Annotated in this window: 15 protein-coding genes; 10 read left to right on the forward strand and 5 right to left on the reverse strand. The window is 34.7% G+C overall.

The window, feature by feature from the left end:
- Positions 1–4 precede the first annotated feature (4 nt).
- The 8 genes from WFH39_RS15480 to WFH39_RS15515 all read left to right on the forward strand — a co-directional run bounded on the left by WFH39_RS15480 (position 5) and on the right by WFH39_RS15515 (position 4,267).
- The gene (locus tag WFH39_RS15480) at positions 5–505 is read left to right on the forward strand and encodes a hypothetical protein (RefSeq protein ID WP_336690512.1); all 501 of its coding nucleotides are present in this window, start codon (positions 5–7) and stop codon (positions 503–505) included.
- 54 nt (positions 506–559) lie between these two features.
- Positions 560–1,021: a hypothetical protein gene (locus tag WFH39_RS15485; RefSeq protein WP_336690513.1), complete on the forward strand. Its 462-nt coding sequence runs from the start codon at positions 560–562 to the stop codon at positions 1,019–1,021.
- A gap of 1 nt (position 1,022) precedes the next feature.
- On the forward strand, positions 1,023–1,544 hold the full coding sequence (locus WFH39_RS15490) for a hypothetical protein (protein WP_336690514.1): 522 nt from the start codon (positions 1,023–1,025) through the stop codon (positions 1,542–1,544).
- A 1-nt stretch (position 1,545) separates the two neighbouring features.
- Complete coding sequence (locus WFH39_RS15495) at positions 1,546–1,947, forward strand: hypothetical protein (protein WP_336690515.1); 402 nt, start codon at positions 1,546–1,548, stop codon at positions 1,945–1,947.
- Positions 1,948–2,718, forward strand: coding sequence for a hypothetical protein (locus tag WFH39_RS15500; protein WP_336690516.1), 771 nt, complete (start codon positions 1,948–1,950; stop codon positions 2,716–2,718).
- A gap of 28 nt (positions 2,719–2,746) precedes the next feature.
- Positions 2,747–3,229 carry a hypothetical protein gene (locus WFH39_RS15505; RefSeq protein WP_336690517.1) on the forward strand — a complete coding sequence of 161 codons (483 nt, stop codon included), beginning with the start codon at positions 2,747–2,749 and terminating at the stop codon, positions 3,227–3,229.
- A gap of 131 nt (positions 3,230–3,360) precedes the next feature.
- Entirely contained in the window at positions 3,361–3,741 is a 381-nt protein-coding gene (locus WFH39_RS15510) for a hypothetical protein (protein ID WP_336690518.1), read from the forward strand.
- Position 3,742: 1 nt separating this feature from the next.
- Positions 3,743–4,267, forward strand: coding sequence for a hypothetical protein (locus WFH39_RS15515; RefSeq protein ID WP_336690519.1), 525 nt, complete (start codon positions 3,743–3,745; stop codon positions 4,265–4,267).
- A 255-nt stretch (positions 4,268–4,522) separates the two neighbouring features.
- Here WFH39_RS15515 and topA read toward each other — a convergent pair whose 3' ends face one another.
- From topA to WFH39_RS15540, 5 genes are all read right to left on the reverse strand, one after another.
- Entirely contained in the window at positions 4,523–7,099 is a 2,577-nt protein-coding gene (gene topA, locus WFH39_RS15520) for a type I DNA topoisomerase (protein ID WP_336690520.1), read from the reverse strand.
- Between the two features lie 51 nt (positions 7,100–7,150).
- Complete coding sequence (locus WFH39_RS15525; protein ID WP_336690521.1) at positions 7,151–8,299, reverse strand: hypothetical protein; 1,149 nt, start codon at positions 8,297–8,299, stop codon at positions 7,151–7,153.
- A gap of 137 nt (positions 8,300–8,436) precedes the next feature.
- Entirely contained in the window at positions 8,437–11,904 is a 3,468-nt protein-coding gene (locus WFH39_RS15530) for a T9SS type A sorting domain-containing protein (RefSeq protein WP_336690522.1), read from the reverse strand.
- 312 nt (positions 11,905–12,216) lie between these two features.
- A complete protein-coding gene (locus tag WFH39_RS15535) occupies positions 12,217–13,356 on the reverse strand; it encodes an EpsG family protein (RefSeq protein WP_214587503.1) in 1,140 nt (379 codons plus the stop codon).
- Complete coding sequence (locus WFH39_RS15540; protein WP_336690523.1) at positions 13,353–14,360, reverse strand: hypothetical protein; 1,008 nt, start codon at positions 14,358–14,360, stop codon at positions 13,353–13,355. Before WFH39_RS15540 ends, WFH39_RS15535 begins: the two co-directional genes overlap by 4 nt.
- A 191-nt stretch (positions 14,361–14,551) precedes the next feature.
- On the opposite strand from WFH39_RS15540, the gene WFH39_RS15545 reads away from it, so the two are divergent.
- The gene (locus WFH39_RS15545; RefSeq protein WP_336690524.1) at positions 14,552–18,205 is read left to right on the forward strand and encodes an MMPL family transporter; all 3,654 of its coding nucleotides are present in this window, start codon (positions 14,552–14,554) and stop codon (positions 18,203–18,205) included.
- Positions 18,206–18,247: 42 nt separating this feature from the next.
- Positions 18,248–19,162 carry a dialkylrecorsinol condensing enzyme DarA gene (locus WFH39_RS15550; protein WP_336690525.1) on the forward strand — a complete coding sequence of 305 codons (915 nt, stop codon included), beginning with the start codon at positions 18,248–18,250 and terminating at the stop codon, positions 19,160–19,162.

Consider the following 19,162-nt stretch of genomic DNA (forward strand, 5'->3'; position numbering starts at 1 on the left):
AATTATGAAAACGAAACTTATTATATTTTTAGGATTTTTATCTTTTAATTCTATTATAGCGCAAATACCGGATGAACCAATGACAATTGGGGAATATCCAGCATTTTATACACAAACCATAAACAAACTTAATAATATAATTCCGAACAAAACTAATTATTATGGGCAACCGCTTTCGGTATTTTTACAGGCATTGAATCAAAATAATATTATCGTTAAAGAATATGAGCCCGCCCCTTTTGATGGCGCAAAATTATTACAGTTAAGCTTTATTTGGAATAGTGAAATAAGGACTGGGAGATATAATAATAATTATGCCGAACCTCACATAAATATTTACTTTCAACAGCCTTTTAATTTCCAAGAAGCAACTGTAATATTAAATAATAGTTATCATTCTCATTGGAACACCGTAGCAGAAAATTTTTATAAAAATTTGATTATAGAAAAAATAGAATTTTGGTATGTAAGAGGATTACATGACATGAGTAATAATCCCAAATAAATAATTTTATTGAACCACCAATTAATTTTGGTGGTTTTATTCTACGTAAAAGTTATGAAAAATATCATATTCTATGCAATTATACTTTGTTTGTTCATAAGATGCTCAACAAGACAACAACATTATTTGGGAACTTTGGAAAATACAAAATATGTTGTTTCGCATGAAGATTCTCTGAAAATAGACCGTTCTAAAACTGAGATCAAAAAAGGTGCTTACTGTTTTGAAATGGAAAATCTTGCAGAATTCAGAGGAGGTACAAGTGCTTTCAGACAATCTATTTATGAAAATTTTAAACTTCCTAAAAAAGCAAAATCCGGAGAAAATCTTGTTTTGGTAACCATAGGCAAACAAAATAATCTGGAGAAAGCACAAATTCTAAAATATACAGATGAAGAAACAAAACAGACAATTGAAGACCTTTTTAAACTTAAGGCATTAGATAATTGGCAATCAGCAAGCTTATTTCTTGTTCCTGTAAAGCAACAGTTTGAGATAAGCATTTTTATAAAGTAAAATGAAAATAGATAAATTATTTTTACATGGTTCCATAATTATTGTTATACTAATTTCCTGTACATCAATAAAGAAAAAATCTAGTTTCTACCTTTCATCAGGAATAGAAAACATCACACTTTTTCCCGCAAATAAAAAAGATTCTTTAAAGATAAATTCTTTCGATTTGGCAGGGAAAAGGTTTTCAGAAAAATGCAAAAGAGAAAAATTAAACTGTATAGATGATTCCGGGATAATGACACTGAATGCTGAGTTCCCAAAAGGAATTTATAATTTCAGAATAGTGCTGTTTGATAAATTCAAACTTCCTGTAGATTCTAAAGAAGGAGAAAACCGAGTTCGTATTACAATCGGAACACAGAATGATTTAGAGAAAGTAGAAATACTGCGTTATACCGATGAAAATACAAAAAAAGCCATTGAAAATGTTTTCAAACTGAAAGAACTTAACACATGGAAGTCTGCTAAAATATACGGCATTCCGGTAAAAGAACAATTTGAGATAAGTATTTTTATAAAGTAAAATGAAAATAGATAAAATATTTTTTCTAATTATAATAAGTAGTTTTATTTCTTGTAAAGTGAATGGGCAAGTAGCAGACACTATTATTTACTTAAAACATTTTGAAATGAACAGAATCAATTATATTGGACAACCTTTTTCAAAACTCCTCAATGAGATGACTTTATTACAGCCTAAAGCATTATGGACAAATCAACCTCGTTATTCACTTATAAAATTTAATAATATGGATAACGCATTTAATATCGGAACAGTGAATATGATTATTACCTGGGAAACTCCACTTCCTGCAACAGAAACAGAATATTATGAAAATAAAAATCATTTTTATTTTACTGATGATGAAAGAAGTTATTATGGAAGTAAGATTGTAAAGAATATTTCCATATATATAACTAATTAAATGAAAGCAATAATTTTATTTATATCTGTAGTAGTTTCTTTTTGTGAAGTGAATGCACAAGTAGCAGACACTCTTATTTACTTAAAACATTTTGAAATGAACAGAATCAATTATATTGGACAGCCGTTTTCAAAACTTTTAAATGACATGAATATCTTGAACCCCAAAAGATTATATACACAAAATAACGGCTGTAACCATAGTACACAATTTTGGTTTGTTGATACTGAAAAGCCATTTAACAGTCATTATAAAATGAATATTGTTTGGGAAAATAACTCAATCTTTAAAGGAGAAGAAATGAAGAATGGATTTTATAATATAAACAGTGTTGAGAATGAATACAAAAAATATGTGATTAAAAAATTAGAGATATCGGATGGCGGATTAAATATTAGTGTAAATCATTATTTTTCTAATAAATTAAATCCTTCTACTTTTATTAATTCGTATTTAATAGAAAATAAATCTACTATTGTAAATACCTCTTTTTTTTATTTTTTATGTTTTTTAAGGACAGCATCAATGAAAATTATTACGGTGAAAAATATCTGTATTAGCCCCAAAAAAGATGTTTTACAAACAATATTCACTGTCGTTAATCCAAATAATCGAAAAAAGACTAAAGTGATCATTACTTGGGATAGTCCAATATCTAATTATCAGATAAAAGATTATATAAATAGAAATGGCAAACACTTTAATAACGATAAGCGTAACTTGTATGTAGATAAAACTGTGAAAGATATATTTTTATATAAAAGACATTAGAAATAAGAATATTTATTTTATTGATTAAATGAAAAAACTAATATTTATTTTTTTGTGCTTTTCAATTTCTCTAGTCTATTCTCAAATTGGAAGTGAAATAAACCTGTACAAAGGTGAAAATCTTTATATAGAAATGCCTTCCCTCCCGAAGCATCAACTGTTAGCTAAGAATATAAGATTAGAAACCTATCTAATTGAAATAGGAGCGCCTTGTAACGGGGGGAAAAGAATTAGATTTGAAGTTTTACCTTCTGGAAAATTATCAAGACATATAATTATACCAGGATGCTCTACACCAACAATTGAAATATCATATTTAAGTAAGAATGATGATAATAACCCAACTAAAATTGACAAAACTACTATTCAAAATTTTATTACATACGAAGAATTAAAAAATAGCTCTATTGATAATCTATTATGGGTTTTTAGTCAATTTAAAAATGTTTATATTCTAAATAATAAAAATGAGGCAAAAAAAGTTCAAGTAACACAATTACCTTCTTTATAAATTTGTAGGAATAAACGGAAATAATTGCAATGGCTATTCCGCAATATAACAATAGGAAAAATATCATCTTCTACGCAATTACTTATTTTGTTTAAGATGCTCGGTAAGATACCAACATTATTTGGGAAAAATTGGAAAACACAAAATATGTTGTTTCGCATGAAGAGTCTCTGAAAATAAACCGTTCTAAAACTGAGATCAAAAAAGGTGCTTACTGTTTTGAAATGGAAAATCTTGCAGAATTCAGAGGAGGTACAAGTGCTTTCAGACAATCTATTTATGAAAATTTTAAAGTTTCTAAAAAAGCAAAATCCGGAGAAAATCTTGTTCTGGTAACCATAGGCAAACAAAATAATCTGGAGAAAGCACAAATTCTAAAATATACAGATGAAGAAACAAAACAGACAATTGAAGACCTTTTTAAACTTAAAGCATTAGATAATTGGCAATCAGCAAGCTTATTTCTTGTTCCTGTAAAGCAACAGTTTGAGATAAGCATTTTTATAAAGTAAAATGAAAATAGATAAATTATTTTTACATGGTTCCCTTATTATTGTTATACTAATTTCCTGTACAGCAATAAAGAAAAAGTCTAGCTCCTACCTTTCATCAGGAATAGAAAACATCACCCTTTTTCCTGCAAATAAAAAAGATTCTTTAAAAATAAATTCTTTCGATTTGGCAGGGAAAAGGTTTTCAGAAAAATGCAAAAGAGAAAAATTAAACTGTATAGATGATTCCGGGATAATGACACTGAATGCTGAGTTCCCAAAAGGAATTTATAATTTCAGAATAGTGCTGTTTGATAAATTCAAACTTCCTGTAGATTCTAAAGCAGGAGAAAACCGAGTTCGTATTACAATCGGAACACAGAATGATTTAGAGAAAGTAGAAATACTGCGTTATACCGATGAAAATACAAAAAAAGCCATTGAAAATGTTTTCAAACTGAAAGAACTTAACACATGGAAGTCTGCTAAAATATACGGCATTCCGGTAAAAGAACAATTTGAGATAAGTATTTTTACTAAGCAATAAAAAAGCCTATTACAAGATCTTTAACTTAATGAACTATGAAAATTTATTTTAATCTTACTCTTCTTATCAATTTATGGCAACACTCAAGTCATAAAAGATACTATTTCATGTAAACCAAAGTATTTAAAAGAATATTTGACTTTTCTAAATGATGCATTACCTTTTACTTTTATGAAAGGAGATAATAATATCAAAAATGCGACTTCAAACAAAAAGCACAGACCCAAATCTGTGCTTTTCTATTCTTAAAAATCCCTACTTTTTTGCGGCAGGCTTCTTTGTTGTAGTTGCCTTTTTGGTAGTGGTTGTTTTCTTAGCGGTTGTAGCTTTCTTCGCCGCAGGTTTCTTTTTCTCTGCAAAAGCTTTCGGATCCTGGTCGGTAATCCATTTTTTAACCTCATCGAGAGAAATTTCTTTTAGCTCTTCGCCTTCATACTTGGTGTCGTCGGCTTTCTTCGGAATCTTAAACATCGCTTTTCCGAATTTAACAAACGGTCCCCATCTTCCGTTTTCAATAGAGATTTTTTCTTTTTCCCATTGCTGAATGTATCGGTTCGCTTCTTTTTCCAGTTTGGCATCAATTAATTCATTGATGTCGCTTTGAGAAAGGTTTTCAAAATCGTATCGCTTCGGAACGTTTACAAAAATGTCTTTGTACTTGATGAAAGGTCCGAATCTTCCCGTTCCTTTCGTTACCGGTTCCCCTTTGTAAGTGGCAATCGGCGCATCGGCAATTTTCTTTTCGTTGATGATCTCTTCTGCACGTTTCTGATCTACAGATAGCGGATCTTCTCCTTTCGGAATGCTGATGAACGTTTCTCCCCATTTCACATACGGTCCGAATCTTCCGACTCCCACAGAAACCGGCTGTCCGTCCACTTCATTTAAATCGAATGGAAGCTTGAACAGTTCCAGTGCTTCTTCAAAAGTAATGGTTGCGATATTCTGCCCTGCCATTAACGAGGCGAAAATCGGTTTTTCTTCATCGTCTGTTTCCCCGATCTGGATCATTGCTCCGAATCTTCCGATTCTTGCGTGAACATTTTTCCCTGTTTTCGGATCTACTCCCAGAAGTCGGTCTCCGGTTGCACGGTCTGCATTTTCTTCCACATCTTCAATTCTCGGATGGAATTTTGAGTAGAAATCCGTCATCATCTCTTTCCATTTCTGGTCACCGTTTGCAATTTCGTCGAAACTTTCTTCTACTCTTGCCGTAAAGCCGTAATCTAAGATTTCTTTAAAGTTATCCGTCAAGAAATTACTTACCACTTCACCCGTGTCCGTTGGAACGAATTTATTTTTATCTCCTCCGAATCTTTCATCAAGGACTTCTTTTTTAATGGTATCATTTGCCAAAGAAATTTTCACCACTTCTCTTGTCTGCGGTTCAATTTCTCTTTTATCCACATATTCACGATTCTGGATGGTCTGAATGGTCGGTGCATACGTCGATGGACGACCTATTCCCAATTCTTCCAGTTTTCTTACCAGTCCGGCTTCTGTATATCTTGCGCTCGGTCTTGTGAATTTTTCGGTTGCCGTTATTTTTTTATAGTCTAAAGTTTCTCCTACGGTTACTTTAGGAAGCAATTTTTCGTTGTTTTCTTCGTCATCTTCTTCAGCTTTTACAATTCCGTAAGCCTTTAGGAAACCGTCGAAAATAATGACTTCACCCTGTGCTTCGAAATGCTGCGGAAGTTTTGCGTTCCCGATTTCAATCACTGTTTTCTCAATTTTAGCATTTGCCATCTGAGAAGCGAGTGTTCTTCTGTAGATTAACTGGTATAATCTGTTCAACTGGGCATCTCCTACTGTTTTCACAGCAAAATCTGTAGGACGGATCGCCTCGTGCGCTTCCTGTGCAGAAGCCGATTTTGTAGTATAATTTCTCGGTGCAGAATATTCCGCTCCGTATTCTGAGATAATTTGTTTTTTTGCGCCTTCAATCGCTTCCTGAGAAAGGTTTACCGAGTCGGTTCTCATATAGGTAATGTATCCTTCTTCGTATAGTCTCTGTGCAAGGCGCATGGTGTTGGTTACATTATATCCTAGTCTTGAAGAAGCTTCCTGCTGTAATGTAGAAGTGGTAAAAGGTGCAGAAGCTGAACGTGTTCCGGGTTTTGTTTCAACATTTAAAACTTTAAACTCGGTGGTTTTTGCCTGTTCAAGGAATTTTTCAGCCTCTTCTTCTTTATCGAAATCCTTTTTAAGTTTCGCAGAAATTTCCTGCTGTGTTTTATTTAAAAAGATTCCGTCAAGTTTAAAACTTGCTTTCGGTACAAACTCACGGATTTCTTTTTCTCTTTCCACAATTAATCTTACGGCAACGGACTGTACTCTTCCGGCAGATAATCCCGGTTTTACTTTTTTCCAGAGAACCGGAGACATTTCAAAACCTACGATCCTGTCGAGAACTCTTCTTGCCTGTTGAGCGTTGACGAGATTCTGATCAATATCTCTCGGATTTTCAATAGATTTCAGAATGGCATTTTTGGTAATCTCGTGGAAAACAATTCTTTTTCTGTTTTCGGGCTTCAGTTTCAGCTCTTCTGCCAAATGCCATGCAATAGCTTCCCCTTCACGGTCCTCATCGGAAGCTAGCCAGACCATATCGGCTTTTTTCACGGCAGCTTTCAGTTCGGTTACCAATTTCTTTTTGTCGGCAGAAACTTCGTAATCCGGACTGAAGGTCGACAGATCAATCCCCATTCCTTTTTTAGGCAAATCCCGGATGTGTCCGAAGCTTGATTTTACCTCGAAATCCTTACCTAAATACTTTTGAATAGTTTTTGCTTTTGCCGGTGACTCAACGATTACTAAATTTTTCGACATTCCAGAAATTTTTGCAAAAGTAAAGTTTTTTTATTAGATAGTTTTTTTGAATTACATTTTATTTAATAATTCAAGCGGCGCAACGAAGACTCTGTAGATAATTCCTTCGAAAGTAAAGCCTTTTCCTGACATTTCTACTCTATATAATAATGAGAAAATAATGATGAAAAGGGTGATGTAAAATTTACGGTTAATAACAATCGGTTCGAATGCGTAAATGATGCGTTCCTTCCTTAACAGCAAAGCAAAAAGAACAATCATCATCATCATATGAATGTACATCCATCTTCCCCAATCAATGGCAAGATAAAACAGGGGAAATGAAAACAAAAAGGCTCCGATTAATAATATAGATAAAATCTTTCGGTTGTTTAGAAATTTTAAATAATAACCGATATGAAAAATACTTATCGCTAAACTTAAAAAATAGAGAATATATTCACTGCTGTGTTCTTTAATGTAATCTCTTTCATTAATGTTCCAGTAAAAAATACCATAGGTGGGATGAACTCCTCTTTCAAAAAGAATCTGAAGAGATCTTCCTTCGTTTACATTTTTACCAAAAGCAAGAATCAGAATGGTAGGAATTCCGACAGAAAGAAAATATTTGATATATCTTTTAAATTCAAATTTTCCCGTTTTAAGATATAGAGCTATCGCAAAATACGGTACGTAAAATAAAACAACCTCATGCAGAAATGTCGTTATAAAAAGTGCGATACAGAAGAAATACTCCTTATTCTTCGAGAGTTTATCATTATCTAATAAATAAGTAAACCAAGTAAATAGGAGAAAAACAATAAATTCTTTTTTTCCGACATAGGTTACCGTATTTAAAAGTCCCACAAAACCAATGGAAGACAGTAAAAGTGAAAAATAAAGCAAATCGGTGGCTTTATACCGGATGAGTTTGGTATACAGCCAGAAAAACCCTGAAATAATTAAAAACTGAACAAAATAAACCAGATAATTCAGCCGTAATCCTGTAAGATCCTGCAACAGGAAAAAGAAACTTCCGGAAAGCCCCCTTCTTTTGAAACCGCCGTCCTGATAATTAATGAGCCAGTCTCCAAGAATATATCCGTCGTCCTTAAAATTATAATAGTAGGTGAATACAAGCGTATAAACAGCCGTAACGGCAATTAAAAAATAGATACCAATTTTAATATTGAAATTCGATACGACTTTTTCTAGCCTCATAATGTGTTTTGAAAAATTTGGAACAAAAAAAGAGAAACAAAACAGCTTTCAGTTTGTTTTCATTATTTAAGACTCAAAAATAATGATTTTAACTTAATTACGGTTTTATTTCTCTTCGGGTTGCTATTTTATATCAATTATTCCTTAATGATTTTTACTATCTCTTTTGAATCGTTAATTCTCAGTAAATAGGTTCCGGTTATTAATGACGAAAGACTGGTTTTTCCGTTTTCAAATTTTCCGGATTTTACCAGTTGTCCGGACATATTGTAGATCTGATAATAATATCCCTCTCTGTTATCCGGTGTTTTGATGTGAAGTTCTTCTTTCACAGGATTCGGAAAGAATGAAATCTTATCTTCTTTAATCGCCTGAACATCATTTTTACTTAAAAGAGCAGAAGGCTTTGAAGCCGGTAAAGAAGTGATCTGAAGCTTAGGAATTACGCCTTCTTCATTTCCTTCGGTATCATATTTAATTTTTACGCAACGGCAGCTCATCCCGAAATACGGATCGTTGTTATCATGAAAAGCGATCATTCGGTTGGCGGTAGAAGCGGCGTCAAATAAAATATTAACCGGTCTTCCGATATAATTTGAATTCAGGGCAGCAGTCCATACTCCGGGATACTGATAATTGATGAAATTATACGTTCCTGCTGCCGTTTGGTTTGCCGTTACACTTCTGAAACCACGCGATCCGGAATTCGGATAGTTTCCTGTTTTATAAGACGGATCGTTAAACATATATCCGATGGTATAACTCGCAGAAGCACTTCTTCTAACTCTCTGTCCCAGATAATCTGTAATGATGCTGTATGAAGTGGCTGCATTTTTATCTTTTTTATACCATGGAGTGAATCCGAAATCCTGCCCCGTTGATATCATAACTCCGGTAAGATCAGGAACCCTCCATCCTTCCGGACAAGGATCAAACGGCGATTTTTTGCCTCCTCTTCCCCATCGGTCGGGAGCAAGATTCGGCTCATTGGCGAGCCAGTCGGTTCCGTTTGTGTAAACAGGAGTTGTGCTGTTATACGGTGCAAACGCACTCGGAATCATATAAACCAATGGATTTTTAACAGAGTACGACAATACTTTGGAAACTTTGTCTGAAATTTTATCCGCCGCCGAAACATTAGCGTTTGCCGAATTGCTGTAGGTATTGTAGGGCACAATATAATTTCCGGCTAAATCATTATAGGAAGCCGCAGAAAGTGTTGTGTAGGTTAAAGTTCCATTTGCGGTATTTCCAAGATAGACAGGATAAGACGTTCTGTCGTCTGCATACTGGAAGATCGGCAACGGATCTTTTCTTCCCCACTGATAATGAAGTCCTGTAGAAGCTTTAATTTTTGCCAGTTCTGCTGCAGTTGGCGTTAACGGATTCGCCACAACAGGAAAGGCATCGGTCGCGCCAAGATTTCTATCCATAAATTCTGTCTGAAAAACATTATCTGCCTTCGGAACATAATTTACATAGTTCGTTACTGAAGTTATGGGTAATTCGGTTGTGTAATTATAAGAGCCTACCGCCGTATCAGTTACCCAGATATGCCATGACCAGTATACCGGATTGGTGATGCTGCCGTTATGCAGAGTTACCACTGCATTTCCGCTCTGGTTTGGATTAATGGTAACTGCAATTTTAGAGGAAGAAATGGCTCCCAGAGAAGCCGGTGAAGGATTAACAACGGTAACATTATTTACTAAACCTGTATTGGTTGTCCACAGAACATTGGCTTTAAGATTATTAAAGTTAACTGAGTTTAAAATATCTTTGTTATTCAGAAGCTGACTTTGTACAGAAAAGGCTTTGCTTACAGGAATTTCTACGGTAAAAGATGAGGTATTTTTTACCACCTGATACGTATTCGGGTTATTCAAACCTTCACGATATTCAGTTTCGGAAACGATATACTCTGTGGGGAAATCATATTCGTTTACCACATACAGAGGATCTTTTATACATCTACAGCCTGCGGCATCCGTTGTAGAATTTCCGGCAAGCGGAAAATACCAGTACCGACCTTTTACATCAGGATAATTAGAATCCGGAATATCCGACTGCATTTTATCAGGAATTAAAAACAGTGTTCTTGCTCCTACCGAAGGCGTGGCATCAAAATGTCTTGCCATCGTTGCCGTCCATAAGGTGGTCTGATGCTGATCCGTAAACTGCCCCTGATGCGCATTCCAAACAATTGCTCCCGTTCCGGGAAAAATTCCCATATCCAAGCCTCCTGCATTTGAAAGATCATAGCCGAAATTTGGATACAGCTTAAAATTGGTCATAAAACTTGGCGTTCCCGAATCCGTAGGCTTTATTTTATGGTAATTATTGCTTTCAAAAACATTTTTGGACATATTTGTTCTTACGCCGAACGGAGAAAAATCCACCCGGATATCATCAACATAAGCAGACGACGCTAAATTGGCTACCAATACCGAAGGAATCCGCCATCCGTTAGGACAGGGATCGTAAGGAGATTTACTCCGGTAAGGCTGCGCAGCAGTATCTTTATTATATCCTGAAGTAACTTTCCCCAGAGAATTATCTGACCAAAGATTGAGTTCCGGTAACTGGCTGTCATTTAAGCCCGGCATTCTGCCAAACCAGTTCACCATCAGATTTGCATTGTTGTTATAATAAGCAATTCCTGAGTTATCATCTTTATTGACGTAGATTAAACTCAAAGGATTTTTTACCGAAAGCTTCAGATTATTGGAAACCGTTGCATTGGAAAGCAGTACAAATTTTCTTAAATTATCAAAATTAGCAGCTCCTGTAAAGTTTTTGGCTCCCCTATGTCTAACCCTTCCTATTGATCCTGAAACTTCGTAGAAATCATTCCCCCGGTAAACCAAAGGTGGAATAGGATCTTTTCTCCCCCACTGATACAGCAGTCCTCCGTTCCTGTTCCAGTCGTTTGCTGTGACGGAACTGCTTATCGCTCCAAGATTCCTGTCCATCCATTTCCATTCCTCATCGGGAATCGTTTCGATGGTTCCGTCTGCTTTTTGTCTTTTCACCTCGGGATAACTTTTATAGGCAGAGCCGTTGGAAGGGTCATCTGTAACCCAAACGTGCCACGACCAATAGATTTCTCCATCTACTCTGAAAGCAATGACAGCATTTCCCTTTTTAGATTTATTTACCGGAACTTTAATTTTAGCATATTCTCCGGAATCTATTATCTCAAGCTGATAAACAGTATCCGATTTTATTAAGCCATGAACGTCTTCCCAGAGAACATCAGCCGTTATTTTACCGGAAGGAATTCCTGTTCCGCCCAGTAATTTATCCTGTCCCCACATTGCATAAGCTTTTTTTACCGGAATGTAAATACCACTGCTGCTTTGTGTTGGGTCAAAAATATAACTGTTGGGCGCTTTTGTCCAGTCCGCAGCTAATAATTTTCCATTAATGGTAACAAGATGATCTTCTTTCTGTGAAGATTTCACTAAAGAATCTGAATATGAGGAATATATTTTTTTTGATATTGTCCAACCAGAGTTCTTTGTTTCAGGACTTTCTTTTGCATAAACTTCATATGCAAACAGGCAACTTATAAGTGCCGCAAGATTTGTAAATGACTTTTTCATATCCTTGAATTTGTGATGTTATCAACCTAGTACAACATTTAAACCCTTATTAAAAAAATCAGATTATTTTATAAAAGTACATTATAATAAAATAAATTTACAAAACAATTATCTACAATTTATAATTACAGATGCTAATATCTCATTTCAAACTTAGGTTATACGAAATTAAGGCATTTTCGTCAAATTTTTACATATTAGTTATAAAGTTGAATTAATTTTAATACTCTGATAATTCGGCAGATAATTGAATAAAAAAAAGACAACGCAAAACAGCATTGTCTTTTTTATTTACAAAGGTCTGAAGCCATTTTATGGTAAAATATGATTCTTATAAAGATCCCATGTGAAGTTTCCGTTTACAATATTCTTAAAGCTTGAGAAAACGACAAAGTTGAACACTGTAAGAGCGATTATAAAAGCATAGATCAACTTTTTTGTATTTTCCGAAACCACATACATTGCATTGGGAATGATAATATATGCAAAACCGATGAATACTCCCGCAAGTCTTGAAGAGAAAATAGGATTATCTCTGAAAATGAAATAAAAACAAACCCCGATTACAACATAAGCACGATGGTATTCATAATAAGGAAATTTCTCTTTCATCTTTTCATCAAAAACAAAAAGGAAAAAGGTGAGAATTGCCATCATCACTTCAGGAATACCGATCGCCCCGTTAAGCCTTTCCACCGTTTCATCTACATAACCGTTAAAACCTATGGAAACGGTACTGTCTGAAGCAATACTCGTCATAAAATCCCCAAAGACACGATACACCTCAAACGGAGACAGGAAAACAGAGGTAATAATCATAAAAAGCATTACAAATCTGTTCAGCGGTATTCTTACCAACCAGTACATCGGTATTAGGATATAACAAACCGTATGCACCCCCGCTGCAAGATAGATACAGAGAAGATAAGCAATCAGTTTTCTTTCTTTAATGTATCTTATTCCAAAATAAGCAATAAATGAAGCAAGATTTTGCCGGATCTGACCGCTTTCCCCGATAAAGAAGCCGGGAATGAACATGAAAAGCATAAAGGTAAACGGATAAAACGTATTATCATCCGTATATTCTACTTTAAAGTAAACGGCGAGAATGGCAATAACCAAGGTTAGAATATAAAACGGCGCATCGAAGACATTCAGCAAAATTTTATTGATAAATACATACAGCCACTCTACTTCAATCGGCTGAGGCCCCTTCATCCCCAAACCCTTCATAATGAGCGAGATGTAATCTTTGGTATCCGAATACACGTAAATCCCACGATAACTGCCGTAATCCGGCCCTACCTGATCGCGAAGCCCTGCAATAATCATGAGATATATTCCCAAGAACCAAAGCCATTTTTTTTCAACCTTACCATGAAAAACTTCCTGATAGCTGAAAAACAGCATATAGAGAATGGCAATAATATAATATGGATGCAGTAAACTCATCTTTCCGGTAAACTATTTTTAAACTGATAAGAAGCCGTTACGATTCCCGTAATCAGCAAAGGCATAAACAATCTGGTTTCCCAGAAAAGCCCTACTAAAGTAATCATTAAAAGATACGGCAGCGCAAAAAACAAATATTTTTTCGTCATCATCTTTCCGGTCTCATCAGAAAAACTGTAACTGAAATAGACACCTAAAATTCCGAATAAAAGTCCTGTAAGATTATAAGGACTTGTGAAATTTTTAATTAAATAAATTCCCTCCACAAAAGAAGCTTTCTGCGGAATTACCAGCCTTAAAGCAATGTAAGGAAGCACAAACGCAATCACCAGCAAAAAAGTTTCTTTTATGAAAACGAAATTCCTGTTCTTCAGATTTTCAGGATCAATAAAAACCGCTGCAAAAAAAGCGATATTGAGACAGGCGGTTTCCCGCACAAAAGTTGAAATAAATATCACAATACTTAATCCCAATAAATCTGTAGGTTTTTTATGCTGTAAATATTTTAACGTTAAAAACATCCCAAAAACATAAAAAAAGATCGCGATACAGTCGCAATTGGTCGGAACATACTGAAGAATAACGATAAAAAATACCGCAATAAGATGAACCATTCTTCTGATTTTCCGGTTTGAAAGAATTTCTACGGGCTTAAGTTCTAAAATTTTATGCAGAACAAATGAAGTCAGCAGAAAAAAGAAAACGTTGATTAAAAAAGTACTGTGGTAAAACAATGAACCCTGCTTCAAAAGAAAACTTTTTGCAAAAGGAAGATCATTATTTACAATGGAAGTTATCGCTTCTGTAACGTGTACACTGAGGTAATTCGGGATTACACGATATGCATAGACCGACGAAAACATAAAATCCGGCGCTTTTTCCCAAGACTTGATTCCTACAACGTAAGAAGTCTCAAATCCGTAATAGGACATGAAAAAGAGAAGGAAAGGAAAGATTATAATAAATAAAAATCCGTTTATTTTTTCATCAAATAGTTTAAACATATCAAAACCTAAGTTCAGACTTAGTCAATTTTTGTTTTAAAACACGCTTCATCAATTGGGAACTTTTGCAAAAGTATATTTTTTTTTCATTTTTACTAAATATTTTATTGATTTTCAGATAAAACTTGTGATAAAAAATTTTGAACTCCCCCCGAAAAATTTAAATTTGCAAACCTGATTTTTATAATGTAATGCATCGTTTTTTCATATTTTTATATTATCTGATCTCTAAAAACAAACTTCTGTCCGTATTTTTTTCGGTCGGAATCGCCATTTTGTGTCTCTTTTTCGCTTCAAAAATCAATTTTGAGGAAGACATCAATCAGATTATTCCTAAAAACGAAAAATCTGATCTTACCGCAAAAGTTCTGAAACAGCTCAATTTTTCAGACAAGATCATCGTGATTATCGAAAACAGATCCAAAGAAGAAAATTTTCAGCTTTCGGAGACTGCCGATGCTTTTTTACATCAAATTGAACCTCTGGAAAAATACATCGGTTCGGTTCAGGGAAAAGTAAATGACAGTGAAATTTCGGAAACCTTTGATTTCGTCAATCAGAATCTGCCTTTATTTCTGAATGAAAACGATTACAAAGAAATTGAGAGAAAACTTCAGAAAGACAGCATTGCCAAACAGGTAGAAAACAACTACGTTTCTCTGGTTTCGCCCACCAGTCTTGTTACCAAAGAATTCATTAAAAAAGATCCGCTCGGAATAACTTTTCTGGGAATCAAAAAACTCAATGCTTTAAACATCAGCAAAGATTTTAAGCTGGAAGATAATTACATCGTAACCAAAGACGGAAAAAACCTGCTGCTTTTTATTGATCCCAAAAATAAAAGCAACGACACCAAAAACAACGAAGCGTTTGTTAATCAGTTAAACAACATCAAAGAAAACCTCAACGCAAAATTCAGAGGAAAAACAGAAATCAGCTATTTCGGCTCGCCTGTTATTGCGGTTGCGAATGCACAACAGATCAAAAAAGACATTCAGAATACGGTTATCATTTCGATGACGGTTCTTCTGCTGATCCTTATTTATTATTTCAGGAATGTTTTTACACCGATTATTGTATTTCTTCCGACGGTTTTCTCAGTTTTGCTTGCTCTTTTGATTTTATACTTCATTAAAGATAAAATTTCGGCAATTTCTCTGAGCGTGGGAGCCATTTTGATAGGAATTACGATTGATTACGCCCTTCATATTTTGACGCATTACAAGCACAACAACAATATTGAAGAGCTTTACAAAGAAATTACGCAGCCTATTGTTTTAAGCAGCGCAACAACGGCTGTTTCTTTTTTATGCCTTGTTTTTGTGCGTTCGGAAGCGTTGAAAGATCTGGGACTTTTCGCTGCCATAACGGTTATTTTATCTTCCGTCACCGCTTTAATTATTGTTCCGCAACTGTATCATCCGAAGAAAAAAGAAAAAGCAGTCAATGCAAATTTCATCGATAAAATCGGTTCGTATCCGTATGAGAAAAACAAACCTTTAATTATTATCTGTTCGGTTATTATTATTGCGTGTCTTTTCGGTTTCAGAAAAGTAGGTTTTAACGAAGACATCGGTGATCTGAATTATATTCCGAAAGATTTAAAAATAAGCGAAGCGAAACTGGAGAAACTTTCCGATATTACGTCAAAATCCATCTACACAATTTCTTACGGTGATTCCGAAGAACAGGCTTTATCCAGAAATTCTGAGCTAAGCCAGTTTTTAGAAAAAGAAAAAAAAGAAGGTAAAATTTTAAGCTACAATTCTCTTGGAAATGTTGTTCTTTCTGAAAAAGACCAGCAGCAAAGAATTGAAAACTGGAAAAAATTCTGGGATGAAAATAAAAAGAATGAAACGGTTTCTGAATTAATTAAAAACGGAAATCAATTCGGATTTAACAGTTCCGCTTTCGATCATTTCAATGAAAATTTAAATAAAAACTATTCTACGTTAACCTTAAAAGACTACGAAAAAGTAAAAGCCCTTCAGATTTCTGAATTTCTGACTCAGGAAAACAATTTTTACACAGTTTCCAATGTGGTAAAAGTAGACGAAAGGAAAAGGGACGCCTTCATTAAAGACGTTGAAAAAAAGCATGATGCTTTGGCAATCGACCGTCAGCAGATGAACGAAAACTTTCTGGGCTTGCTGAAAAATGATTTTAACACGTTAATTAATTATTCTCTTTTGGCGATTATTTTAACGATCATTGTGTTCTTCCGTAATTTTGAATTAACGGTTCTTACGATGTTTCCGATTGTTTTAACAGGAGTGGTTACAGCGGGAATTCTTTACTTTTTAGGTCTGGAACTGAATATTTTCAGCACCGTTGTCTGCACTCTGGTTTTCGGAGTCGGAGACGATTTCAGTATTTTCCTTACACAGGCAATGCAGAAAGAGCACACTACCGGAAAAAACGAGCTTCCTACCTACAGAACATCCATTATTCTGGCGGTTTTCACGACCATTTTATCCATCGGTTCATTAATTTTCGCCAAACACCCTGCTTTGCATTCATTAGCTTTGGTGGCTTTAATCGGGATGTTCTCCGTCATCATCATCACCTCAACCTTATATCCGTTCTGGTTCCGTTTGCTGATTACGAACAGGGCTAAAAAAGGACTTTCTCCGGTTACCTTCAGATTATTTTTCAATGCAGTATTGTCTTTTCTGTATTACGGATTGGGTGGATTGCTTTTTTCCGCCATCGGAAGCCTGTTTGTAAAACGATCGAAAGGCAAAACATTAAACTTTATTAAATTAATTTTAGCGAAATTTTTAACTTCTGTCCTTTATACGAATCCATTTGTAAAGAAAAAGCTCATTAAAAACCCGAATGAAGATTTCAGCAGACCTGCAGTCATTATCGCCAATCACACTTCGTTTCTGGATACATTGGCTCTAGCCATGACAACACATAAAATCATTTATCTTGTGAATGACTGGGTGTATAACTCTCCTATTTTCGGAAAGATGGTAAGAGCGTTAGGATTTTATCCCGTTTCTCAGGGTATTGAAAACGGAATGGAAAAACTGAAAGAAAAAGTAGATCAGGGATATTCTTTGGTTGTTTTTCCGGAAGCAGAGCGTTCTTATACCAACGACATCAAAAGATTCCATAAAGGAGCGTTTTATATCGCGGAAGAATTCGGGCTGGATGTGCTCCCTGTTTACATTCACGGAAATTCTGAAGTACAGCCAAAAGGAGACTTTATTATTTACGACGGTTCAATTACTGTAAAAGTGGGCGACAGAATTGATAAAAATGACGAACGCTTCGGGAAAAATTATTCCGAAAGAACAAAAAAGATCAACGCTTTTTTCAGGGAGCAGTTTGCGAAATTCAGAAATGAGCTAGAAGATGAAAATTATTTTAAGAAAAAACTATTCCTGAGCTATTTATATAAAGATAATGAAGTGGTACAGGAAGTAAAAGAAGATTTTAACAAAAATAAATCGGTTTATTTTGAACTGAATAAACATATTCCGAAAGATGCAAACATTTTGCATATTGCAGATGATTTCGGACAGAAAAACGTTTTACTTACACTTCAGCAGGCGAGCCGAAAAATCTTCAGTTTAATAAAAGATGAAGAAAAAAGAGAAATCGCCGAACAGATTTATTTGGTTAAAAAAAGAAAAATTAGATACCTAAAAAACAGTACGGAAATTGATAAAAAGATTGACGTTCTTCTGGTTTCGGACGAAAGTTTCAAAGCAGATACTTTAGCTGATCTTCCAGAAACTGTTATTTTTCTGAATGTAAAAAATACGTCACCGGAAAATAATAATTATACACTGAAATTCAGTTCTGAATCTTTAAAAGTATTTCGTTCTGAATAATAAATATGAAAAGCATATTTTTGTAAACGATAAGGATAACCCATGCAAAAAGAGATACTCGTTATATATTATTCACAAACCGGACAACTTACCGATATTGTAAAAAACATTGCCCTACCTTTTGAAGCCAAAAAGGAGGAGTACAATGTTACGTATTACAATATTAAGCTGAAAAAAGACTTTCCTTTTCCGTGGCCGAATGATGTATTCTTCAATACTTTCCCGGAATCTTACCTACAGATCCCGAGTGAAATTCTGCCGCCGCCGGAAGAAGTGATGAACAAAAAGTTTGATTTGATTATCTTTGGTTATCAGGTTTGGTATTTAACACCTTCCATCCCGATCATTTCATTCCTGAAAAGCGGCTTTGCAGAAAACATCCTGAAAGATACTCCGGTTGTTACCGTTTCAGCAACGAGAAATATGTGGATGTATTCTCAGGAAAAGCTGAAGGGATATTTAAAAAATATGAATGCGAAATTAGTAGGAAATATCGCTCTGGTAGACCGACACGATAATTATACCAGTGTTCTCACCATTCTCCGCTGGCTGACTACCGGAAAAAAAGAAAAATCGGGAATTCTTCCTGCCGCCGGAGTTTCGGATGAAGAAATAAAAGGTTCTGTAAAATACGGAGAAATTATTGAAAAACATTTCAGCAGAAATGATCTGGATACTTTACAGCCTGATCTCGTGAAAAACGGAGCCGTGGAAATCCGCGCTTTTCTGGTAAGAGTGGAAAAAGTGGGAAACAAAATTTTCACCATCTGGTCCGACCTTATCATGAAGAAAAAAGAAAAACGACCATTGCTTATTAAATTCTTTAAGGTATATTTGATGGCGGCGATATGGATTATTTCTCCTATCGTATTGGTTTTACACTTATTAACAACACCTTTTTTCTGGTTTAAAAGAAAGAAACAAAGAGAATATTTACAAGGAATTAATATAAAATAG

This window comes from Chryseobacterium sp. MMO-72, from assembly GCF_037146035.1.
In the GTDB taxonomy this organism is placed as follows: Bacteria; Bacteroidota; Bacteroidia; order Flavobacteriales; family Weeksellaceae; genus Chryseobacterium; species Chryseobacterium indicum.